This window comes from uncultured Vagococcus sp. (assembly GCF_963518325.1).
GTDB lineage: Bacteria > Bacillota > Bacilli > Lactobacillales > Vagococcaceae > Vagococcus_D.
Window position 1 is genome coordinate 102013 of sequence record NZ_CAUQJB010000009.1, and the last position, 20524, is coordinate 122536.

Here is a 20524-nt window from a genome sequence, read left to right on the forward strand (position 1 = left end):
GTTTGGTAATGATCAATTTAGACTGGGTAATAATCGGCGCCATCTCCTTAGGGATTATCTGCTTAATACTGATGATAGCGACGTTTGTGGCAGCTTTTCAGGCAGGTTCACAGCTTAAAGAGCTAGGAACAAAACCGAAGGCGAAGTCCTCAAAGAAAAGATGGCGCCGCCAAAGAAGCCGTTATGAAAAAGCTAAGCAACGGCATCTGAAAACTGGTTTGGCATTATTGGTGGTAACGCTCGTTGTTAGTGGGATTGGTGGGTACGCTAAATACTACCAAATGACCAACATGACGGCAGCAGATACGGAAAATATTGTGACGGGTTATTATTTAATTGATCAAATGACCGAGCAACTGACGACGATAGAGGGTAATGATAACGAAGAAAAAGTTAACGCTAATATTCATGCACTAGCGGTAAGGATGGCGAGTTTTGCGTCGAAAAAAGGCAGTGACCGTGGAACCAAAGAATCCCAGCTGTTGCTGAATCGGTATTATGCACGGATGGGCCAAGTTGGCATTAACTTAGCTTCCCAAAAAGCCAGTATTTTAATAGAAGACAAAGCGCTTTTGGAAAGCTATTTGCAAGACTTGAAGCGGGTTGAAGAAAGTCAAAACAAGGTGCTTTCCTTCTATAAAATAGATGAAAAATCCTTGTCGCAGAAACAATAAGCTGAAGGTGAGGTGCTTAGCTAATGGCAAAGAGAAGAAAAAAGAAAAGCACCTCATCGAAAAGGCATGGAAAAAGAAAGTCTCAAGTCAAAAGAGGCCGTCAATTAAAAGCATTAGTACTAGCTTTTTCAATGATGTTGGCTATTTTAATTGGCGCGGGTTTACTGACATTTTCTTTTGGCCGAATGAACGGTTATTCAATGATGCCAGAAGTGTCGGATGGGGATGTGTTACTTATTAGTAAGCAGCCACCAAAGCGTTTTGAATTGGTTTACTTGAAAACGCCAAATAAACCAAACGAACGATCTGTTCGGCGAGTGATCGGCTTGCCTGGGGATGAGCTTTATTATCAGGATGATCAACTGTTCGTTAATGGACAAGGGAAAAGTGAACGATACTTAAACAAACGTAAAAATGACTTGCTAGAAGGCGTTTTAACGCCAGATTTCACATTAGAGGAATTGACTGGTAAAGAGGTGGTACCTGCTGGACATTATTTTGTTTTAGGAGATAACCGACAAGGGGCGACAGATAGTCGAGACTATCAGTTTGTTAAGCAATCAGAGATTGTAGGTGTGGTGACCACAAGGGTTTTTCCGTTGGATGCGATTAAAACTTATTAGGCGAGGGGCAATATTATGAAGCATGTTATTCACATCCTATTAGGTGCTCTTGGATTTATGTCTTTATGTTTTGGCTTTGTCGGAACAGTAAAGGCCACTGAAAAAAAAGAAGAGACGGGCATGGGGTTCACTTATGTCAATAAAGTACCTGAAAATCAAGTTAAGGAAGGCAATTTCTTTGATTTGATGATGGTAAAAGGGCAAGAACAAGTGTTGGAAACAGACTTGACTAACTTGACAGATCAGGACATAACCATTAATGTTAGCGTCAGTAATGCAACAACAACAGAAGCTGGTGTTATTGATTATAGTCCAAGTCAATTGCTGAATACGGCTAATCTGACCTATGGTTTAACAGATGTGATTGAGGCGCCTGAACGCGTGACAATCCCTAAAAATGGCAAAACAACCTTAAAGTTGAGGCTTAAAATGCCGGCTGAGGAAATTCAAGGTGTTATTTTAGGTGGGATACAGTTGCAGCAAGCAATGCCGCAGAGTAAAACTTCTAAAGAGACGGTGTCTATTAACAACGAATATGCTTATGTTTATTCTGTTTCGTTGAGAGAGATGAAGGAAGAGTCGCCCTTTGATTTCAAATCAAATGCTACCAAGGTTAATGCTAAGGATCAATCAATCGTGAGTCTTAATTTTAGCAATGAAGCACCACGAATCATTAAAGGAATGACAGTGGAAACCCTTGTCACACCAAGAGACTCTGACGAAGTCTTGGAAGAGCGTCGCTTTGAAGAAATGAAAATGGCGCCTAACTCAGTCATCAGTATTCCTTTGGACGTGGCGTTGCCTAGCGGTGACTACCGAACAAAAACGACGGTTAAAGTGGAGGATGAAAGCTGGGAGTGGGTAGAAGAGTTTAGTGTTGGCGAAACTAAGCCTGTCCGACAAACAGTTGAAAGCAGCCCAGAATCGGCTGACAAATCGTTTAACTGGTTACCCCTTGTGATTATTGCCAGTGCCTTAGTTATTGGGACAGGCGTGTTATATATGGTTATTATCAAAAACTAAACAAGAGAGGATGAAATAGATGAAAGTTGGGTATACGACAGATTCAGTCGCAGCGATTAGCTTGCGAGAAGTTTGCCAGGAGGTGACATTGCTAAAGCCTGAAGAGAGTAATGCGGCGCGTTTTTTAGAGTTCGTCAGTAAGAATGAGCAAAATGAGATCGTTATTTTTTCATTAATCGACCTTAATTTACAATTGATTCAATTATTACCGGGATTACGACTCTTGCACGAACAACAGAAGACCGTTCATCTACTGAGACACGATGTTTTAGGTGAAATGAGTGACGAAAGTGCCACAGTGGCGTTGTATCAAATGGCTATTATGGAAGAAGAAATTATGCGCAGTCGGACGATGGAGGGGATTGAAAATGCCCGAAAGAAAGGGTTGATTGCTGGTAGACCGAAGATCGATACTAGAGTAGTTGAGAAGATACGTAAACTATATGAAACAAAACAAAAAACAATTCGAGAAATTGCGGATCTTTGTGGTGTGTCTGTGGGGACAGCGTACAAGTACGCTACGCAAGAAGGGTAACTGTTCGTAAAAGAGCGATAACTAAGGATAAGATAAGACATTTTTGTTAGTTTATATAATGTGTGTTAAATGTTTTTAAAACGGTTTTTATCGGTAACCCCCTTGCTTATCGTTCAAACTTAATTTTATATAGCTAAATGAAAAGTTTTAAAGTGTGTTTTTACTTGTTTTATTAACTATTTAATATGTTTTTTTTGATAATTAGTTTGTGAAGAGGCAAGAGGATGGTTGGTCGATGGGTGAATTAAACGGATTATTAGAATATACTTAGATTAATAAAATAACGTTCAAAAACATTTGCTTTTACGAAATGTTAGTGTTAATATATGTATATATTGAACATAGGAGGAATGAGAATAAAATGAAAACAAACATGACAAAAAACAAAGGCGTTAAGTATTTAGTGCTAGCGTCAATGTTAGCGAGCGCTGCTTTAGCAGTAGTTGCCCCAACACCAACAGAAGCAGCAGAATTAAGCCCAGAGGTGACTCAAGTACTGAGTGATCAAGTAACGTTGGCATCAGGTGTATCATATGTTGATACAACTGGTCAAAGAAAAGAAATTGCAATTCCAACATCTGCACCAGTTACATTAAGTGCATCATCTTCAACAATCTCAATCAAGTTTAACGGACAAACACACAAATTGACAAATGTTCGAGATGTTACATTTAAAAACATTACAGTGCCAAACTTAATTCCATTTTACGCTAATGGCGTAACTAAAGTTACTTTAGATGGTGTTAACTTCCAAAAGGGTGTTGACTTCTCAGGGATGAAAGATATCCAATCAATGATCGTTAAAAATTCAGTATTCGGTGCGACTGACTACTCATTTGCGATCCATTCAGCTCCAGCCTTAAAAACTCTTGTTATTGATGGTTCAAGCTTAAATGCTGATTTACGTATCTATTCAAACAAAACATTAACAAAAGCAACTGTTTCAAACTCTGTCTTAAAAGACGATGCTAAACAGTACAGCAATCAAAAAGGTTTCTCAACTGATTATGTGAACACTCGCATTGAGCGTCCTAAAGGTTTACGCGTTATCAGCTCTGGCGGTATGAGTGCTGCTGACATCTTCTACATGAATCCAAATGGTAGTGCTATTGGTGCATCTAAATTTGATATGACAAAACCAGGTCAAATCTTCTATTCAGGAGCTGACGGTGTTGTTAAAACAATCGACGTTCCAGCATATGCAGCAGTTACAACTGTTAACGATGTGAAAGATGCGATTACAATCAAATTATCAAATGGTTATTCAACTGTCTTGAACGGAACTAAAGAATTATACTTCCGTAACGTTGATATCCAAACACACGTTGCCTTTACTCAAAAAGGATTAAGATTAGAGAAATTACAATTCGTTAACAGCAGAACTCGTTTAATCGACGTTGCTTACAGCGAAACAATGCATTCATTTGAAATCCATGGTTCAGAAGTATCACAATCTTCTGGTTATGTAAGTGTTTATAACAATAAAGCAATGAAAAACTTCATTATGCAAGATTCACAAGTTAAAGGATCTTCAGGCTATATCTCAACTTACAACATGCCTACAATGGAAAAATATATCATGAATAATGATTATACTTATGGTTACCTTTCTACTTATAACCTAGGTGGCGTTGTTCTTCAATTGAGCAACTCTCAATATGATGATTATATTTCTTCAACTAACGTAATTGAAGGCGAAGCTGGGGTTCAACCAGTTGGTTACAAGCCTGAAATTAAAGGTGCGGCTAACGTTACTGTCAATAAGGGTGATTGGTACGATGCGACAGAAGATGTGATTGCATTTGATGTTGAAGATGGTGATTTAACGTCAGCGCTTGAAATTATTGGTGGAGATGATGTAGATACTAATACTGAAGGCAACTATGAAGTGACTTATAAAGTAGTAGATTCTGATGGGAATTTAACAGAGTTGACAATTGTTGTAACAGTTAATCCATAAGAACGATTAAAATTGAAAGCAGTGAGAGAATATTATCTCACTGCTTTTTTGATGTGTATGCGGCAGATTGAAAATCCGTTTTCTAAAGGTGACAAAACATCGAAAGCGAAAAAATTCGTTTGATGACTTTGATTTTACTGATAGTGCTATCTGGAAGTTCGTTTGAATAGGTTGAAGTAAACATGTATCGCATCCTCTGATTTCAATGGTGAAGCGGTTGTTAAAAGAGTCTCGAAGTTTTCCTATTCGTGAGGCCGATGAGTGTTAAACAAATCTGGATAATACGAAGAGGTTGTCCGCAATTCAGGTCCGAGTATATTGAGTTCTTTTAATAAAACTTCTGGTAACGTTGGAGATTCGTGTGATGTGCCTGTTTTTATGTCTTGGCGTACCTGAACTTGGACATCATTCGAATTCGGGTTTTATTAAGGAGGAGCTTTATCACCTAAACAAGGATTTAATAAGGCGAATTCATGTCACTGATTATGGTTGTTACCTTTTTTAGTTGCTAAAGAATAGCGAGAGAAATGGCGGCGCAAGGCCAATATTCGACGACCAGGTAGGGATCGTTAATCTTTAGCGTATCAGTATTCATATAAATGAAACTACTTCACCACACGTTTGACAAACTTAAACCCATCAGAGGAGGGGAGGGGTGTCGGCAGGTTCAAACACTTGTATCAAAGGGGATAAGTGAGGCTAGGGTACGACTAACGCACTTTTCTGATATAAAATGACGCCTAGTTAAATCGGTCATGGCGAGTCGCCTAATGCTACTTTCTGTAATTCTATTTTTGACAATTTACTCATCTTGTTTTGAGCAAGATGAGTAAATTGAATATCGTCTTAGAATGAGAGAGTAGTAAATTGATTATAACTGTTTCAAAGAGAATCAGGTGGAGAGTTACCAATTTTATGAGTGGTCTTCTGTATATGAAGAAAAGTCATCGCTCTTCTTGCCGATATAACTAGGCTAATTGCATCAAGTAAAGTGTTTTTGGAAAAGGCTGGATAATTAGTTTTGTAGGTTCCATGATCCTATTTCTATCAATTTGTTATAAATAGTCGTGTTATTGTAAATTTGTTTTTCAAATTAAACTAGATAAAATAGCTGCACCAACATATATCAAAATGGACTCTATTAGTGACTCACATTTTAGATATGTGATAATTTCTTTTTTTGAATTCGTTTCTGTGCCATTGATAAAAGAATTATCAGGTGTTTACATTTTTGTGAATTAGGTATTGATTAATCTTTTATCAGTGCCAGAAGTATGCTTCCAAAATAATTTAAATAAATTAAATAAATTAAAAAGAGCGGAGAGAATTGAATTATCTAAACGTTTTCATTCTGTACGTAATTAGTTTAGTTAGAAATTCGATAATTAGTCTGTACTTTTATTAATAAGGGTGGTAAAATATATTAGTGTAGTTATCAATTTGGGATGGAAAGATGAGTACACTTTTTTGTTCGGTAATCGTTATAATTGAACTATCTGTTTGTTTTTATCATACTTGAAATGGGTTAGGCAAGTTGTAATGATTTGTTCGTTTTATGTTCTTTAAAATGTGGGGGTGTGTTACGTTATTGTTCATAAACAATCGTTAAAAATGGTTGCCGATGAATGATAAAGTAATCAGAAAGGAGTTGTCTAAAATTAGATGTCTAAAATTATTTAATAGAGGGGGAGGATACTGTGACTAAAATAAAGAAGTTCTTAACTTTATTAATGATGCTAGTAGTAGGTTTTACGATAGTTAGCAGTCAAACAATAAAATTGAAAGCAGAAACTCCAAAAGCCACACCTAGAATATTGAGCCCGACTCCTTGGATTCTCGATAATGGAATACCAGGGACAGGAGAAAAATATGTTCAGGTTGGTAAATTAAGGTACGGTTTGTCTGATGGAACTGAAGTAGCAAGGAACACATTTACCGCCGTACCTAATGTGGAGTACATGGAAGATGAGACTACAAATATTAAGCATCTTTTTGATTATAAAATAGTCGAAAATCAAACGCCGACACCACGGTATAATTTGAGTTCGACACCTGCTTTTAATATTGTAGAAACTAATACAGAGTATATTGGAGTTACAACAAATAGAAATGGTGGTATGGCAGATTTTGATGATGTATCCAGAGTCGGTAACAAGATTCTTGCAACTGGTAAGAAATTAAGTAATGATGATTTTCTTTTAAGTGTGTCTATGGAAGCAAATGAAAATCAGACGGCGGTTAGACATGAATATAAAATTAAGAATACAAGCTTAACTGAAAAAACGATATATCCACTAAAAAAAGTAGATACGCAGTTAAATATGAATGACGAAGTTCCGATCTATTCTCGCGGAAAAAACAAAGGTGTTTATATAGAATCTCCGGAAGATGAAAAGAAACCTGAGGCTGTTAGGTATCGTCTAGATTACATAATGAATAATGATGAAAATAGCGAGGATTATGATCCTACAAGTCCTGAATTTTATGCAGGCAAACTTCATAGCTCACGATTTAATGTGGTTTTTGGTAATGATATGGATAATCAGAGCTCTAGCCAAATGGCGGAGGAAGCGGGAAAAGTGATACTTGAAAATCAAGATACTGGTATTTTTATGTCTTGGGGCAAAAAAACATTAATTCCTGGACAAGAAATCACCCTGAGTTATGAGGTTGGAATTAAACCCATGGAGTCGTTAGAAAAGACGAAAACGGCTAAAAACTTAACTCGTCCTGAATCAGGAGCTAAAAATCAAGTTGGCGACGAAATTGAATATACGATTTCAATAGCTTCTCCTAACTATGCATCTAAAGATCTAAGAATAACGGATGATTTATCATGGGCATTTGAAGATCCGACAGGGACAGTTGAAGTTACGGACGGTTTGGGAACCGTTACACAACTTCCAATGTCTCAAGTTTACAAGAAGAATTCTAGTCCAAGTGAAACATCCCCTTATGTGGGGGCATTCAATATACCAGGTGATGGGCACACCCCTTACGCACTTGCGAAGGGCGAGAAAATGACCATTAAGTTTAAAGCGAAACTTGCAGAACGAGCAGCAGGTATGAGCGTAGTAAATAAAGCTGGTGTTACAGGTACTACTGACCAGGAGACTAAAATTAAAGAGGAAGTAGAAACAGAAAATCCCCTTCCCGTTGAAAATGTTCGTCCAGTCATTGTTAAACATGTAGACATGGCAGGTAATCCATTAGTGCCAGCAGTCGCAGACCTTCCTATAACAGGATCATTAGGTGAAGTGAAACCAATTACGCCGCAACCTGTTAACGGATATACTTACAATCATGCGTCAATTTCAGATCCGTTACAAGTGACAATTACTACATCTGATCAAGAAGTCTTGCTTTACTATAAAGAAAATCGCTTTACGATTAAACAAGAAGTAGTGAAAGCTGATAATTCTTCTGCAACGAGTGTTAAAGTAGAAGATGCGCTGTCATATAAAATAACGGTTGAAAGTAAATTGGATGCTAGTGCAACCTACAAAGACTTTGTCATCAATGCCAAAATCACAGGTGAAATTGGTAACCTTGGTGAATGGAAGTTAGTATCTTCGCTTAACCCAACCGTTCCGTTAGATACACCGGACTATGATCCAATAACTGGGACAATCACAGCAACAGTGAAGCCTAGTGACAATGTACCAAGTAATGCGAATTTGATCTTAACCTACACAGGTAAAGTAAAAGCAGATGCTGAACCAGGCGATAAAATCACTGCTGAAGCAAGAGCTAACGGAGATTATTCAAATGGTATGATGGCAGCTGAAATAAAAGCGCCGAACTTTGTATCAAATGTAGATGCCGGTCAATTAATTTTTGAGTCAGCACCAGCTACGATGAATTTTGGTGAAAACCATGGTATTAAATTAACTGATCAAATATATCCACTAGTAACGAAAGATACACCACTAGCAGTAAAGGATTTACGAGGTAGCAGTAGTCAGTGGACGATGATGGCCACAGTTACAAAAGTGCTAACCAATGCTAGTAAAGGTAATCACACGTTACCGAATGCACTGAACTACCAATCAAATGGGGTTCCAACGGTCTTGACTAAAGATGATTCATTCCCAATTGCAAGTCATACAACCACTTCAACAGCGATTGTCGATATTTCTCAGTCATGGGAAACAGCCAACAATCGGCCATTTGTTAAAGTTAAAGGTGGCGAAGCAAAGAATGGTGCGTATGATGGGGAGATTACATGGACCTTGCGTGACGGCTTGTAATAAGTTCAAAAAAGATAATTAAGCGAACTGGTAATGTTAACACTGAGATAAAGAGTCAGTTTGTCCAGTCAGCACATAAAGAGACGGTAGTCTCAAATGAGTCAAAAGTCTAATAGTGTGGAGACTGAGGCAAGGAGGAAAAAGAAAGGTGCAACAATACGTAAAAAAAATAGTGATCATCACTGCAACTATATTGTGTTTAGTTCTGGCAGTTTCTGGACAAACGAGAGTATGGGCAGAGACATTTCCATTTGAAGTCCAGACAATCATTCCTGATAATCAAGTGGATAAATCAAAAACTTATTTTGATTTGAAGATGGAAAAAGGCCAGAAGCAAACTGTGGAAGTGCTTATTCGAAATGTTACTAAAAAGGATATAACGGTTGAAGTAGCATTTAGTAGGCTGACAACAAATTCTAATGGTGTTTTGGAATACAAGAAAGTCAAAGGGAAACCTGATGAGTCGCTAGTGATTGACATTGAAGAGTTGGCACAGGTTGTTGATGATGAAATTGCTGTTAAAGCCAATTCAGATGTTAAAGCTAAAATTACGATTGAAGCACCAAAAAATGATTTTTCTGGCATTTTGGCTGGTGGCTTAACGTTTAAACTAAAAACAACTGATGCCAAAAAAAATAGTGATAAAAATGATGATAAAATGGCTATTAAAAATCAATATAGTTATGATATTGCCCTAGTGTTACATGGTAATGTTCCTGTGGAGGAATTGCCGTCAGAATTAGTACTTTCAACTGTAGGAGTTATCAATACCAGTGGCCGTAATCTGATTTTTGCGAACTTGCAAAATCCGCAGCCTAAAAATCTAAAAGATGTAACAATTGATTCAAAAGTTATTGAAAAAGAATCATCGAAAGTCGTTTTAGAAAATAAGCGAGTCGACTTAGAAGTCGCGCCAAATTCTAATTTTGATTATGGAATTCCTTTAAATGGGACTATTTTAGATGCTGGTAACTATACATTGAAGTTAGCTATTGCTATTGGTTCTGAGACGTTAGAACTAGAAAAAGAGTTTACAATTAGTGGCATTGAGGCTGAAAAAATTATCGCAGAAGCAAAACCAGTTGTTCAAAAGAGTAATACGGTTTTGTATGTGTTAATTGGTCTGCTGATTATCATAGCAATGGCTGTTCCAGTGTTGCTGAAATATAACAGAACTCAAGGAACTTCCAGTAAAATGGTTCGGAAAAAAGCTATTAAAAGACGTAAAACGTCAGGTAATAGGCGATAAGACAGTGTTTAGAGAAAAGTTGTCATTTATACTATAGGTAAGTATCGGAAAACGGTAACGAACCTACGTTCGTAAAAGAATGTATTTTGAACATATTCAAGAAGGGCCGTCTTACTATAGATAAAAGAGTCGAGGAGAGGAGGAATCTTGGTTTGATAAAAACTATCAGAATGTTAGGGATGATGTTAATTTTATTAGTAACATTAGGAGTTCCTTTAAAGACAGGCGATGTCCTTGCAGACAGTGCCGGTAGTAAAGCGAATATCGAATTTACTGAAGCGTGGGATCCAAAGGACCCGGAACCTAAACCTGATCCAAAACCAGATCCAACACCTAACCCGCCCAAAAAAGTAATTACATTACCCCAAACTGGTGAAAACAGTTTGTGGCAATACTCAGCATTAGGGGTGCTTTTAATTGGTGCCGGAATGGTTATAAAATTTAGAATGAGAAAGTCGGAGGAATTTTAACATGAAAGCAAAATCAATTTTAGGTTTAGCATTAGCATCAAGTATCTTATTTTTACAAGGACCAGCAGCATTAGCAGCTACAACAAGCGAAGCAAGTAATAAAGCGGATGTCGAGTTTATTGAAAATAATGGACCAACTGACCCGAAAGATCCAATTGAACCAGATCCAGAAGAGAATTGGGAGCCAGAAGAAGAGGAAGAAATCACTGGAAATAAAGGCCCATTATCCATCGACTATATTTCAAATTTCCATTTCGGACAAGTGAAAATGTCGGGGAATGTTAATTCATTTTTCGCTGCTAACACGGTTAACAAAGATAAAGTGACAAAACGTCCTAACTTTGTACAAGTATCTGATCACCGTGGGACAGGTGCTGGATGGACCTTAACAGTTAAACAAGACGCACCATTTGCTGTTGCTGATGGCTCTGCTAAAATCGAAGGTACGACATTATCATTATTAAATGGTTATGTCAATTCAGTAAACAATACTGGTGTAGACGTTCGCCCAGTAGCGAATCAAAGTATTGTAATTAAACCAGGCGTAGCGGCACAAAAAGTATCGGGTGCAGCTAGTGATGGCACTAAAGGAATGGGTTCATGGACGACTGCTTTTGGTAGCACTGATGAGCAAGGGCTTGAAAGTGTTAAGTTAAGCATTCCTGCTAATACTAAGATTAATAAAGCCGCTTATTCAACAACATTAAGCTGGACATTAACAGACGATCCAAGTAACTAATAAAGTAAGCAATTATAGGGAGAGATAAAAAAGATGAAAAAAGCAAAAGTATTAGCAGTAGCGTTAGCAAGTTTTGGGGTACTGACATTAGCATCAACATCAGTATTCGCAGCGGAAGAATCAAAAGCAGATATCAAACTGAGAGATATGGGGCCTGACGATAAGGAAAACCCATTAATTGATCCAAATGATAAAGAAAAAGAAGACACAGTCTACCCAGGAGAAGAAGATAACGTTGTTCGTCCAAACGGCCCATTAGTGATTGATTATATTTCTCGTTATCACTTTGGGGAGGTCCCAATGTCAGGTAACAATGCGATATATAATGCTAACTTAGATACACTAAAAGACACACCAACATCAACTCCTTTTGAGGTTCCTAATTTTATTCAAGTTACAGATAACCGTGGAACGAATGCAGGTTGGTCATTAGGTGTTAGAATGTCTCAAGAATTTACAACGGCTAAAGGTGTGACGCTTGATAATACTAGCTTAACATTTAAAAATACTGAAATGTTTAAACGTAGCTCTAATGAATCAGCTGCACCTTCCGTTTTCAGTGCAGATAAAAAAGTAACGATTTCTCTAGCTAATACTGGTTTTACAACGATTGGTGCTGCTAAAGGAACTGGTAATGAAGGTGTTGGTTCATGGGCAGTGACTCACGGTCATGTCGTTGGCGATACTGCGGCTAATGCAGCTGAATCAGTTCAATTATTTGTTCCAGGGAAATCAACAAAAGTGAAAGGTGAAGCCTATACAGCTAAAGTTGAATGGTTGTTAACGGATGAGCCAGGAGCAGCTACACCATAACAAACTAAGGAAGGGTGGAGTTTAACTGATGAAACAAACAAAGTATATACTCCTTAGTGCCGCCGTGTTACTGTCAACCGTTAGTGGTATGACAGTAGCTTCAGCTGCGGAAGCTAAATCAGATGCATCAGTCACGCTGATTAAGGATGCTGATCCTCTGAGAATTGAAAAAACTCCTGTGATTCAGTTTGGTAAACAAACAATTTCAGGTTCAACTAAAACATACAAAGCTCGTTATATTGATAGTGAAAAAGAAACAATCAATGGTGTGACGGAATATCTAGCACCAAGCGTGCACATAGTAGATAATCGTGGGACGAATGAGGGATGGAAATTAGATGCGTCTATTACTTCTTTTAAAGCCAATGATTTGGTTAAAACTGAATTAGCAGGAGCTGTTCTAGCGTTAACACCAACTCGTTCAGTTAAGATTGAAAATGAACCGGCAGTCATTCCAACCACACAAGAGGCTGTTGAACTAGGGAGTTCAGCTAAAACAATTGTCACTGCTACAACAGGTTTCGGTGTAGGGAAATCGAACTATTTCTTTGGAAAAAATTCGGCAGATACGACACCAGAAGTTGTTGGAGAAACTGGAAATATTGGGAATGACAAAGTAACATTAACGGTTCCTGGTGATTCTGCAAAAATTCAGGATGCAACTTATGTAGCTGAATTAACGTGGACATTATCTAATACACCGTAGAGTAAAAGGATGAGGAGTGACATGATGAAAAAAGTAACCTTTTTAACAATTGTGACTTTAGTGACGTTAGGTGCAGCTACACCAGCGTTAGCGGCCACAGCTAAAAATTCAGATGCAGACATTACCTTGACAGAGGATAATCATCCAGACGGTCCTCTAAGAATTTCTAAGACGACTAATATTGAGTTTGGTGTCGATTCAATTTCAGGGTCAGATAAGTCATACTATGCTCATTATTTAGGGGATGCTGAAAAGAATGCGGATGACAAGTATCGCCCTAACTATATGCAAGTTATTGATAATCGTGGAACCAATCAAGGATGGTCATTACAAGTTAGTAACGATGCTTTCAAGGGTAAAAATGAGAAAAATGAGGATGTCACTTTGGATAATGCCCAATTGGTCATGACATCAACTGTTACTCAAAAGAATAATGTAGATAAAGACACTCAAGCTGTTTTAGCAAATGATGAATTGGCGGTTGATCCTGCGGGTTGGACCTATTTTGCTAATGTAAAAGTAAATAGTAGTGCTGCAACGATTGCAACTGCTAAGGCTGGTAACGGTATGGGCGTTAATAATATTTATTTTGGAGATGTAGCGGATGCTGCTTCTACTAATGAGGACTTAGCTTCTAAAAATAGAAGCATTGAGTTACAAATACCTGGTATCTCAACTAAATCAAAAACTAAGTATACATCAACACTTACTTGGACATTGACAGATGATCCAGCATAAAAAGGAGAAACATTAGAATGAAAAAATCACTAAAAGCAACATTGTTAACCTCATTACTATGTTCAACTTTAATTGCGCCAACTGCTTTTGCAGCAAATCCTGGCGAAGCTGAATCAGCAGGGAAAGTAACATTTAAGAATGAAGCTAATCCGTTGAGAGTTGAATCTGCAACAGATATCATTTTTGGCGAAGTAGAAATTAGTGGTGATACTAAACCGTATAACGCTCTTTACCAAGAGACAGATAAGTTTACGGAATTTGGTGGGACAGAAAAATTTGCGCCGCTGAATGTTACAACAGTAGACAGTCGTGGAACTAACGCTGGTTGGAAATTACAAGTGAAGATGGATGGTCAATTCAAAACAGCTGACAATGATTTATTACATGCAAGTTTGAAGTTGGAGCCAACGTCCTCAGCTACAAGCAAAGATGAGGGCCTTAAACGGGGTGTGCCCTCTGTCTTAGGTGTCGCGACAGAGTTAACACCTGGTGGAAGCAATGCCATGATGATGAATGCCAAAGCAAATGAAGGAATCGGCACATGGACGACATTTTTTGGTGAGTTACAAGATGACACTCAAGGCGGTAAACGTCAAAATGATAAAGTTCAATTGACTGTTTTCGGTGGTAATAATGGTCAACCGATTAAAGAAAATAAAGAGTATTCGACAACAGTTACTTGGTCACTGTTAAATACAGGTGATTAATTATATAAGCTTTTAAGGGATGAAAGGAAGATAAACGAGATGAAAATGAAAAAAATTATGACAACAACAGTATTATCAGTATTAGCATTGGGGTTAATGGCTCCTGCAGCATTAGCAGAATCAACAACTTCTAAGGGGAAGGTTCAATTTATTAATGATCCAAATGGTGATAAACCAACACCGGTCGATCCAACTAAACCAACTCCAGAACCAATTGAAGTAGATCCAGAGCGACCTGGCACGGATGGTTACTTGCGTTTTGACCGTGTTCCTCAATTTGATTTTGGGCAAGTAATATTAACCAACGCGGCAGTTGATGCACCTGTATTGCATGATGTATTTAAAACTTCAGCGACAGAAACTTTTTATGCAGCGCCAACAGTTGAAGTTACAGATAAGCGTGGTTCTAATGCTGGTTGGACAACGTCTGTTAAGGCTGGACCTTTCGAGTTAGTTAAAGCTGGTGATGAAGGTAAGCTTGTTCCTGAAATTGAAGCGGGTAAAGACTTAGTAGGGGCAAAGATAACCATTAAAGCAGGTCATGCGAATGTTCATTCTAAAGATGGAAGTGTGACACAAGCTTCTGCACCGGATATTTTTGCAGACTTTGATTTAACGGCTAATGACTATACGTTTGCATCTGCAAAGGTTGGAAATGGAATGGGTCAATGGTCAATTGCGTTCCACGAAAATGATGCGCAAACAACCGGAGATATTGGTTATCCAAATAAACATACAACTCAAGGGACAGAAGGGGCTGTTCGTTTAACTGTTCCTGAATCATCTCAAAAACTAGTCGATCGTACGTATCGTTCAGTTCTTACATGGACAATTTCTGACGAACCAGGCAAATAGTTAACTAAAAAAATATGAATTTAAGAGGAGAATCACACATGAAAAAGAAATTAATGTCATCAGCAATTTTAGGTTTAGGTTTTATGTTAGTAGCACCAGCGGCTTTAGCAGCAGATACACAGGGGAAAATTGAATTTGGGATTAAAACAGACCCAGGTACAGACGTCATCCTTCCGGATACCAATCCTCCAGTGGTTGTTACTCCAGATCCAGGAACAACTGTCACACCTGGTCCAATAGCAGACGGTTTAAATTTCTCTGTTCCACATCTAGACTTTGGTACTCGTGAAATTTTGATGGAAGATAAAACTTATAATCCAAAAGCTCTAAAATATACTGAAAAAGATAATGCCTCAGAAGAATATTACTTACCACCAACTGTAATTGTTCGTGATTTACGTGGTAAGACAGACGGTGAGTGGGATATCAAAGTATCAGCAGGTGAATTTATTAAGGCTGGAACATCAGGTGCTACTGCTAAAACAATTCAAGGTGCTCAGTTAACATTTGTATCACCTAGAGTTTTTAGTAACAAAGAAAGAGATCCAGGTTCGCAAGAAGTTACTACTGTTCCAGCATCAGGGTTTACTTTTACTGCACCAATTGTATTAACTAATGCCCCAGCAGATCTTATTTCAGCAACTGGTGGAGCTGGTAACATGCAAACGACTTATATGCTTGATAAAGAAAGCAAATATGAAGTTACACCACAAGGGTCTGATTTAGTTTTCAAATCCAACTTAACTGCAACAAGTGAAGTCAAAGGAATTGATTTGAAAATTCCTGGTGGAGCCGCAATTGACAATGCTGTATACTCTGCTGATATTACATGGACAATGACAACTGCGCCATAACAAAACTAATTAATGTAAATGAGGATGAGATGAATGAAAAAAGTATTGTTATCAACATTATTAGCAACATTAGCTTTAGGCTTAGTTGCACCGGCTGCTTTAGCAGTAGATAAAAATACAGATGGTGTGATTAAATTTGAACCAGAAAGTGTTAATGATATTATTTTACCAGAAACGGAGCCACCAATCGTGGTAACTCCTCCAACTGGTAGTGAGACAGAAGAATTTGAAGCTGGTTTAAATATGACTGTACCTGGTTTAGATTTTGGAACTGTCAAGATGAAAATGACAGATGCTGAATATAATCCATTACCACAGGAGTACACTAATAAAGAGACGCCCGCAACTAAATATACTTTACCACCAATGGCAATTATTCGTGATGCTCGTGGTCTAGCTGCTGGAACAGGTAGTTGGTCATTAAAGGTCTCTGCTGGTCAGTTTAAAGATGATGCAAAGAGTGTTGATTTGGGAGCATCCACGTTGTCATTTGTTAAACCGAGAGTGTTTAATAGTATGCGTGCGGTACCTGGTCAAGAAGTAACGGCTTTAGGTTTACCTAATATTACATTCACTAAGACATCAGTTAATGTTTCTAGTGGATCACAATTGATTTTATCTTCAAAAGATGGCGCAGCTGTTGGTCAAACAACATACATGCTAGATGAAGAAGCTAAATATGTTATCCAAAATCCAGGTGCCACTGGTCAAGCGGTAACAAATCTTGACGCAAATACGCCAATTAAAGGTGTAACTTTAAAAGTACCGGGTAGCGTGGACAAAGATAAAACAGCAACATATAAGTCAGTACTCACTTGGACGTTATCCAATACTGCTGATTAATAATAAAATAAAAAAGAGCGTAACTGCTCTTTTTTATTTTGTTTTACAAACAAATATTTCAATTGTTATTAATCTTAAAACTTCCGATATTTCTGGTTGATTGCCGTTCGAAAAAGAGATATAATAAAAAGGTGAGTTTCGTTCGATAATGCAGATATAAATAAAAGTTCGGCATGACTTACGTTCGAAAAAGAGTTATAATTGATACAGGATAATAGTTAATCTTGCAACATTTTATATCGGGGATAGTAAACAGGAGGTTGATTAAGACCGTTGTTTGTTATGGGATACTAGTTCATAAATGTAGCATATAATTTAGGAGGATGACATGAGTAAAAAAGCAATCAATCAAGTAAAAGTGCTAATCGGTATCTTTTTACTAACAATGGGATTATCGGGAGCAAAGGTATTTGCTGCTGATGATGAAAAAGGAAATAAGTCTAACGTTGGGGTTAGTGCTGTGATTCCAGATAATCAAATTGATAAGGAAAAAACCTATTTTGATTTATTAATGAAACCTGGTCAGGAGCAAGAATTGGACGTCAATTTAAGTAACTCATCTGATGAAGAGATTACTGTAGAAGTCACAGCCAATTCAGCTTTTACTAATGACAATGGTGTCATTGATTATAGTCCAGTTAAGATGGATCCAGATCCGACGTTAAAGTATCCTTTTTCAACTATTAGTGAAACGCCTAAAGAAGTAGTAGTGCCGGCTCAGTCAAAAGTAGTGGCGAAAGTCAAAATCAAAATGCCAGCAGAATCATTTGTCGGTGTATTAGCTGGCGGAATTCATGTGACAGAGAAAGACAAAGCGGATAAAAAAGAAGATGGCGGCGGCGGTGTTCAAATAAAGAACAAATTTGTTTACGTAGTGGGTGTGCAATTACGTACGGAAGAAAGTCTTGATGGTCTTAAGGGCGATTTAGCTTTGGACAAAAAGAAAATCATTCCAACACAAGTTAATTATCGTAACTATTTAGGGATCAATTTACAAAATACGCAACCAGTATATATTCGAGACTTAGAAGTGGATGCGAAAATCTACCGAGGAAATAGTGATGAAGTACTCCATGAAACCAAAACACAAAACATGAAGATGGCTCCTAATTCTAACTTCAATTACGGTGTAGATTGGGAAAACAAGCCGTTCCAAGGTGGTAATTATAAGGCGGTAGTCACTGCTAAGTCGATTGACTATGGCGAAGAGTGGAGTTGGACGGAAGAGTTTACAATCGATGCTGATTTAGCGAAAAAGTTAAATGAACAAGCCGTTGAACTAGATAAGGACAATACTCAACTAATCATTATGATTGCCGCAGGTTTAGGCGCTTTATTATTGATTATCATCATTTTGATTATTGTATTAAACAATCGTAGACAGGCAAAAAAACGCAAAGCTAGAAACGCAAGAAAAAGAAAGTCATCGTCTTCAAAATCAGGTAGCTCCAAATCATCTAGCAGTCGAAAATCTCGCAAATAATACATGCAATGGAAGGTGATTAAGCAGAATGGATAAGTTAACCGATAAGCAGCAAGAAGTAGTTGAAACATCTCAGGAGAAAGCTAGAGACTCCCAAGAAGATTATCAACCAGAGATAGAAACCTTGGTAGAAGATACCGATCTTTTGACATCTGATAGTGATGAGGACGAAGAAGAACAGGGGCGTTCTTATTTATTGATGGCACTTTGTGGCGCTGTCGTGGTTCTTTTGGTAGGCATTGGCTTACTTTTTTATCGTTATTATCCGTTGAATTCAAAAATTGCAGGGACTTGGACTGGGGAAGCAGTCGGGGCGCAATATAAAGTTGAAAATACAAAAGATAGTTCCACTTTTACTATGTTAAATACAAATGGCACTAACGGAATGGACATGGTCTTCCAAAGTAAGTTAACGAAAGAGGCAGCTAATGAGTATTTTGTGAAAGATACGAAGGTGTTTCTAAAGTTAAGTTATGAAGCACTTGGTGAAGAAACCATACAGAGTTTTGCTGCTAATAAAGAGATGTTTAAAGTGGTTTTAGATGACAAAAAAACGATGCTCTTAGCCTATACAAAAGATGGGCTGGCGTATTCCTTTGGCGATAAAGATTTAAACACGTTATTTAAATATGTCTTAAGAGATTTTAAGTGGTCTAAAATGGGTGGTGACACCTTGAACTTGCGAAATGACTTATTTGCCAGCGGTGGTATTTCATTTAAACGTGAGAAGTAATAATGACGTAAGCCTTTAAAGCAGTAGCAGCTGATAGTTGTTGCTGTTTTTTTATTACCATTTATAGAATAAAGGGTTGTTATTTGGTATAATTTAGTAGACAGTTCAATAAAGAAATTAAGTGAATGAACAAAATTCAAAAGTAAGTAGGCGATATATAAGTGAGTACACAACTATTGATGATTGTATTAATAATTTTAGCAGTAATGAATTTGGGCTCATTAATTGGAGTGATTTTAATTGCCAAGCAAAGGATTCAGTTGCAAGGCCAGATTGATGAGCTAAAATTGGCAACTGAAAAAAAATCTACTAAGGGCAAGTCCAAAAAATCAAGTAAACGAAAAAAGAAAAGGAAAAGTCGTGATTAGAGATGGATGGATTGGTAATAATTTTAGGTGGAGTCTTTGGACTGTTGTTGTTACTGTTTTTAGTTCATTTATCTGCTGTTATTCGTTTAGCTAAACCTAAAAAGCGCCATGAAATGGGGCTGGATAGTTGTATCGATAAACGCCAGAAGGCTAATAAACGTAATAATTTGTTAGGCACATTAGTTATAATATCGGCAGTAGCAGTCCTTAGCTGTGGGTATTATGGTTTATTTACCGAAGGAATCAACGCAACTGACAGTAAGCAAGTGGAAACTAAACCAAAGACCAAGAACAAAACGATGATTAGTACTAATCAAAGCACTAGTCAGTCCAGCAGTGTGGAAAAAGAGTCCAAGGAAGAAACAAAGACCATCGAGTCTACTAAGCTAGCAAAAGAGCAAGCTGAAAAGGAAGCCGCTGAGGCGCAGAAAGCAGAAGCTAAGAAGCAAGAAGATGCCAAAAAACAAGAAGAAGCGAAAGCAGCAGAAGAAACGAAACAACAGGCGGCTGAAGAAGCAGAAGGTGACGGCCTACCAATTAGCCTTGAAGGCAGCTTTGAGACCAATGCAGAAGGGGTGGCAGCTGTTACGGGTAAAGCAAAGGGTGGTATTAAGAAACTGAGTGTGACTAATTCTCTTAATGATCAGGAACAAGTGATTGAGGTCAGTGGTGATGGGACCTTCAGTTTTGATTACACCATGACGGATCCGATGGCTACGGTAATTTTATTTGTCTGTGATGCTAGCCAAGTTGGGAGCATTGCTCAAGAAGATCGTCAGCAGACGTCAATCAATGCGAATTCAGATTTTATGATGGCATATCAGGAGCAACAAAATGCAAAGAATGAGCAGGAATATGAGTAGGCCACGATTGTCAACAGTCCCCAAAAATAGGTTCTTGG

Annotated in this window: 20 protein-coding genes; all 20 read left to right on the plus strand. The window is 37.8% G+C overall.

All coding sequences use genetic code 11. The features are described from left to right. Positions 1 to 8: 8 nt before the first annotated feature. On the plus strand, positions 9 to 674 hold the full coding sequence (locus RWN13_RS09825) for a hypothetical protein (RefSeq protein ID WP_314062823.1): 666 nt from the start codon (positions 9 to 11) through the stop codon (positions 672 to 674). A 23-nt stretch (positions 675 to 697) separates the two neighbouring features. Continuing rightward, positions 698 to 1297, plus strand: coding sequence for a signal peptidase I (lepB, locus tag RWN13_RS09830; protein WP_314062824.1), 600 nt, complete (start codon positions 698 to 700; stop codon positions 1295 to 1297). A gap of 15 nt (positions 1298 to 1312) precedes the next feature. Then, the gene (locus RWN13_RS09835; RefSeq protein ID WP_314062826.1) at positions 1313 to 2320 is read left to right on the plus strand and encodes a WxL protein peptidoglycan domain-containing protein; all 1008 of its coding nucleotides are present in this window, start codon (positions 1313 to 1315) and stop codon (positions 2318 to 2320) included. 19 nt (positions 2321 to 2339) lie between these two features. Next, on the plus strand, positions 2340 to 2855 hold the full coding sequence (locus RWN13_RS09840; protein ID WP_314062829.1) for a recombinase family protein: 516 nt from the start codon (positions 2340 to 2342) through the stop codon (positions 2853 to 2855). Positions 2856 to 3216: 361 nt separating this feature from the next. Further along, positions 3217 to 4815 (plus strand): immunoglobulin-like domain-containing protein, encoded by a 1599-nt coding sequence (locus tag RWN13_RS09845; protein ID WP_314062830.1) that lies wholly within the window; start codon positions 3217 to 3219, stop codon positions 4813 to 4815. A gap of 1697 nt (positions 4816 to 6512) precedes the next feature. Continuing rightward, on the plus strand, positions 6513 to 9065 hold the full coding sequence (locus RWN13_RS09850) for a MucBP domain-containing protein (protein ID WP_314062832.1): 2553 nt from the start codon (positions 6513 to 6515) through the stop codon (positions 9063 to 9065). Positions 9066 to 9213: 148 nt separating this feature from the next. Next, positions 9214 to 10314 (plus strand): DUF916 and DUF3324 domain-containing protein, encoded by a 1101-nt coding sequence (locus tag RWN13_RS09855; RefSeq protein WP_314062834.1) that lies wholly within the window; start codon positions 9214 to 9216, stop codon positions 10312 to 10314. A gap of 152 nt (positions 10315 to 10466) precedes the next feature. Next, on the plus strand, positions 10467 to 10784 hold the full coding sequence (locus tag RWN13_RS09860; RefSeq protein WP_314062836.1) for an LPXTG cell wall anchor domain-containing protein: 318 nt from the start codon (positions 10467 to 10469) through the stop codon (positions 10782 to 10784). Between the two features lies 1 nt (position 10785). Then, complete coding sequence (locus RWN13_RS09865) at positions 10786 to 11523, plus strand: WxL domain-containing protein (protein WP_314062838.1); 738 nt, start codon at positions 10786 to 10788, stop codon at positions 11521 to 11523. Positions 11524 to 11556: 33 nt separating this feature from the next. Beyond that, positions 11557 to 12336: a WxL domain-containing protein gene (locus RWN13_RS09870; RefSeq protein WP_314062839.1), complete on the plus strand. Its 780-nt coding sequence runs from the start codon at positions 11557 to 11559 to the stop codon at positions 12334 to 12336. A gap of 28 nt (positions 12337 to 12364) precedes the next feature. Beyond that, on the plus strand, positions 12365 to 13042 hold the full coding sequence (locus RWN13_RS09875) for a WxL domain-containing protein (RefSeq protein ID WP_314062841.1): 678 nt from the start codon (positions 12365 to 12367) through the stop codon (positions 13040 to 13042). Between the two features lie 21 nt (positions 13043 to 13063). Further along, on the plus strand, positions 13064 to 13780 hold the full coding sequence (locus RWN13_RS09880) for a WxL domain-containing protein (protein ID WP_314062843.1): 717 nt from the start codon (positions 13064 to 13066) through the stop codon (positions 13778 to 13780). Positions 13781 to 13797: 17 nt separating this feature from the next. After that, positions 13798 to 14487 (plus strand): WxL domain-containing protein, encoded by a 690-nt coding sequence (locus RWN13_RS09885; RefSeq protein ID WP_314062845.1) that lies wholly within the window; start codon positions 13798 to 13800, stop codon positions 14485 to 14487. Positions 14488 to 14544: 57 nt separating this feature from the next. Further along, a complete protein-coding gene (locus RWN13_RS09890; RefSeq protein WP_314062848.1) occupies positions 14545 to 15342 on the plus strand; it encodes a WxL domain-containing protein in 798 nt (265 codons plus the stop codon). Positions 15343 to 15380: 38 nt separating this feature from the next. Next, on the plus strand, positions 15381 to 16196 hold the full coding sequence (locus RWN13_RS09895) for a WxL domain-containing protein (protein WP_314062850.1): 816 nt from the start codon (positions 15381 to 15383) through the stop codon (positions 16194 to 16196). 33 nt (positions 16197 to 16229) lie between these two features. After that, positions 16230 to 17039, plus strand: a complete 810-nt coding sequence (locus tag RWN13_RS09900; protein ID WP_314062853.1) for a WxL domain-containing protein — start codon at positions 16230 to 16232, stop codon at positions 17037 to 17039. A 328-nt stretch (positions 17040 to 17367) separates the two neighbouring features. Beyond that, complete coding sequence (locus tag RWN13_RS09905; protein WP_314062855.1) at positions 17368 to 18522, plus strand: DUF916 and DUF3324 domain-containing protein; 1155 nt, start codon at positions 17368 to 17370, stop codon at positions 18520 to 18522. Positions 18523 to 18550: 28 nt separating this feature from the next. Further along, positions 18551 to 19255: a hypothetical protein gene (locus tag RWN13_RS09910; RefSeq protein ID WP_314062857.1), complete on the plus strand. Its 705-nt coding sequence runs from the start codon at positions 18551 to 18553 to the stop codon at positions 19253 to 19255. Positions 19256 to 19416: 161 nt separating this feature from the next. Continuing rightward, positions 19417 to 19623 (plus strand): hypothetical protein, encoded by a 207-nt coding sequence (locus tag RWN13_RS09915; protein ID WP_314062859.1) that lies wholly within the window; start codon positions 19417 to 19419, stop codon positions 19621 to 19623. A gap of 11 nt (positions 19624 to 19634) precedes the next feature. Then, positions 19635 to 20486: a hypothetical protein gene (locus RWN13_RS09920; protein ID WP_314062862.1), complete on the plus strand. Its 852-nt coding sequence runs from the start codon at positions 19635 to 19637 to the stop codon at positions 20484 to 20486. Positions 20487 to 20524 lie beyond the last annotated feature (38 nt).

Bases quoted from the DNA above. Each gene is read 5' to 3' on its own strand.
- RWN13_RS09825 (WP_314062823.1), top strand. From the start codon at position 9: ATGATCAATTTAGACTGGGTAATAATCGGCGCCATCTCCTTAGGGATT.
- lepB (WP_314062824.1), top strand. From the start codon at position 698: ATGGCAAAGAGAAGAAAAAAGAAAAGCACCTCATCGAAAAGGCATGGA.
- RWN13_RS09835 (WP_314062826.1), top strand. From the start codon at position 1,313: ATGAAGCATGTTATTCACATCCTATTAGGTGCTCTTGGATTTATGTCT.
- RWN13_RS09840 (WP_314062829.1), top strand. From the start codon at position 2,340: ATGAAAGTTGGGTATACGACAGATTCAGTCGCAGCGATTAGCTTGCGA.
- RWN13_RS09845 (WP_314062830.1), top strand. From the start codon at position 3,217: ATGAAAACAAACATGACAAAAAACAAAGGCGTTAAGTATTTAGTGCTA.
- RWN13_RS09865 (WP_314062838.1), top strand. From the start codon at position 10,786: ATGAAAGCAAAATCAATTTTAGGTTTAGCATTAGCATCAAGTATCTTA.
- RWN13_RS09870 (WP_314062839.1), top strand. From the start codon at position 11,557: ATGAAAAAAGCAAAAGTATTAGCAGTAGCGTTAGCAAGTTTTGGGGTA.
- RWN13_RS09875 (WP_314062841.1), top strand. From the start codon at position 12,365: ATGAAACAAACAAAGTATATACTCCTTAGTGCCGCCGTGTTACTGTCA.
- RWN13_RS09880 (WP_314062843.1), top strand. From the start codon at position 13,064: ATGATGAAAAAAGTAACCTTTTTAACAATTGTGACTTTAGTGACGTTA.
- RWN13_RS09885 (WP_314062845.1), top strand. From the start codon at position 13,798: ATGAAAAAATCACTAAAAGCAACATTGTTAACCTCATTACTATGTTCA.
- RWN13_RS09890 (WP_314062848.1), top strand. From the start codon at position 14,545: ATGACAACAACAGTATTATCAGTATTAGCATTGGGGTTAATGGCTCCT.
- RWN13_RS09895 (WP_314062850.1), top strand. From the start codon at position 15,381: ATGAAAAAGAAATTAATGTCATCAGCAATTTTAGGTTTAGGTTTTATG.
- RWN13_RS09900 (WP_314062853.1), top strand. From the start codon at position 16,230: ATGAAAAAAGTATTGTTATCAACATTATTAGCAACATTAGCTTTAGGC.
- RWN13_RS09905 (WP_314062855.1), top strand. From the start codon at position 17,368: ATGAGTAAAAAAGCAATCAATCAAGTAAAAGTGCTAATCGGTATCTTT.
- RWN13_RS09910 (WP_314062857.1), top strand. From the start codon at position 18,551: ATGGATAAGTTAACCGATAAGCAGCAAGAAGTAGTTGAAACATCTCAG.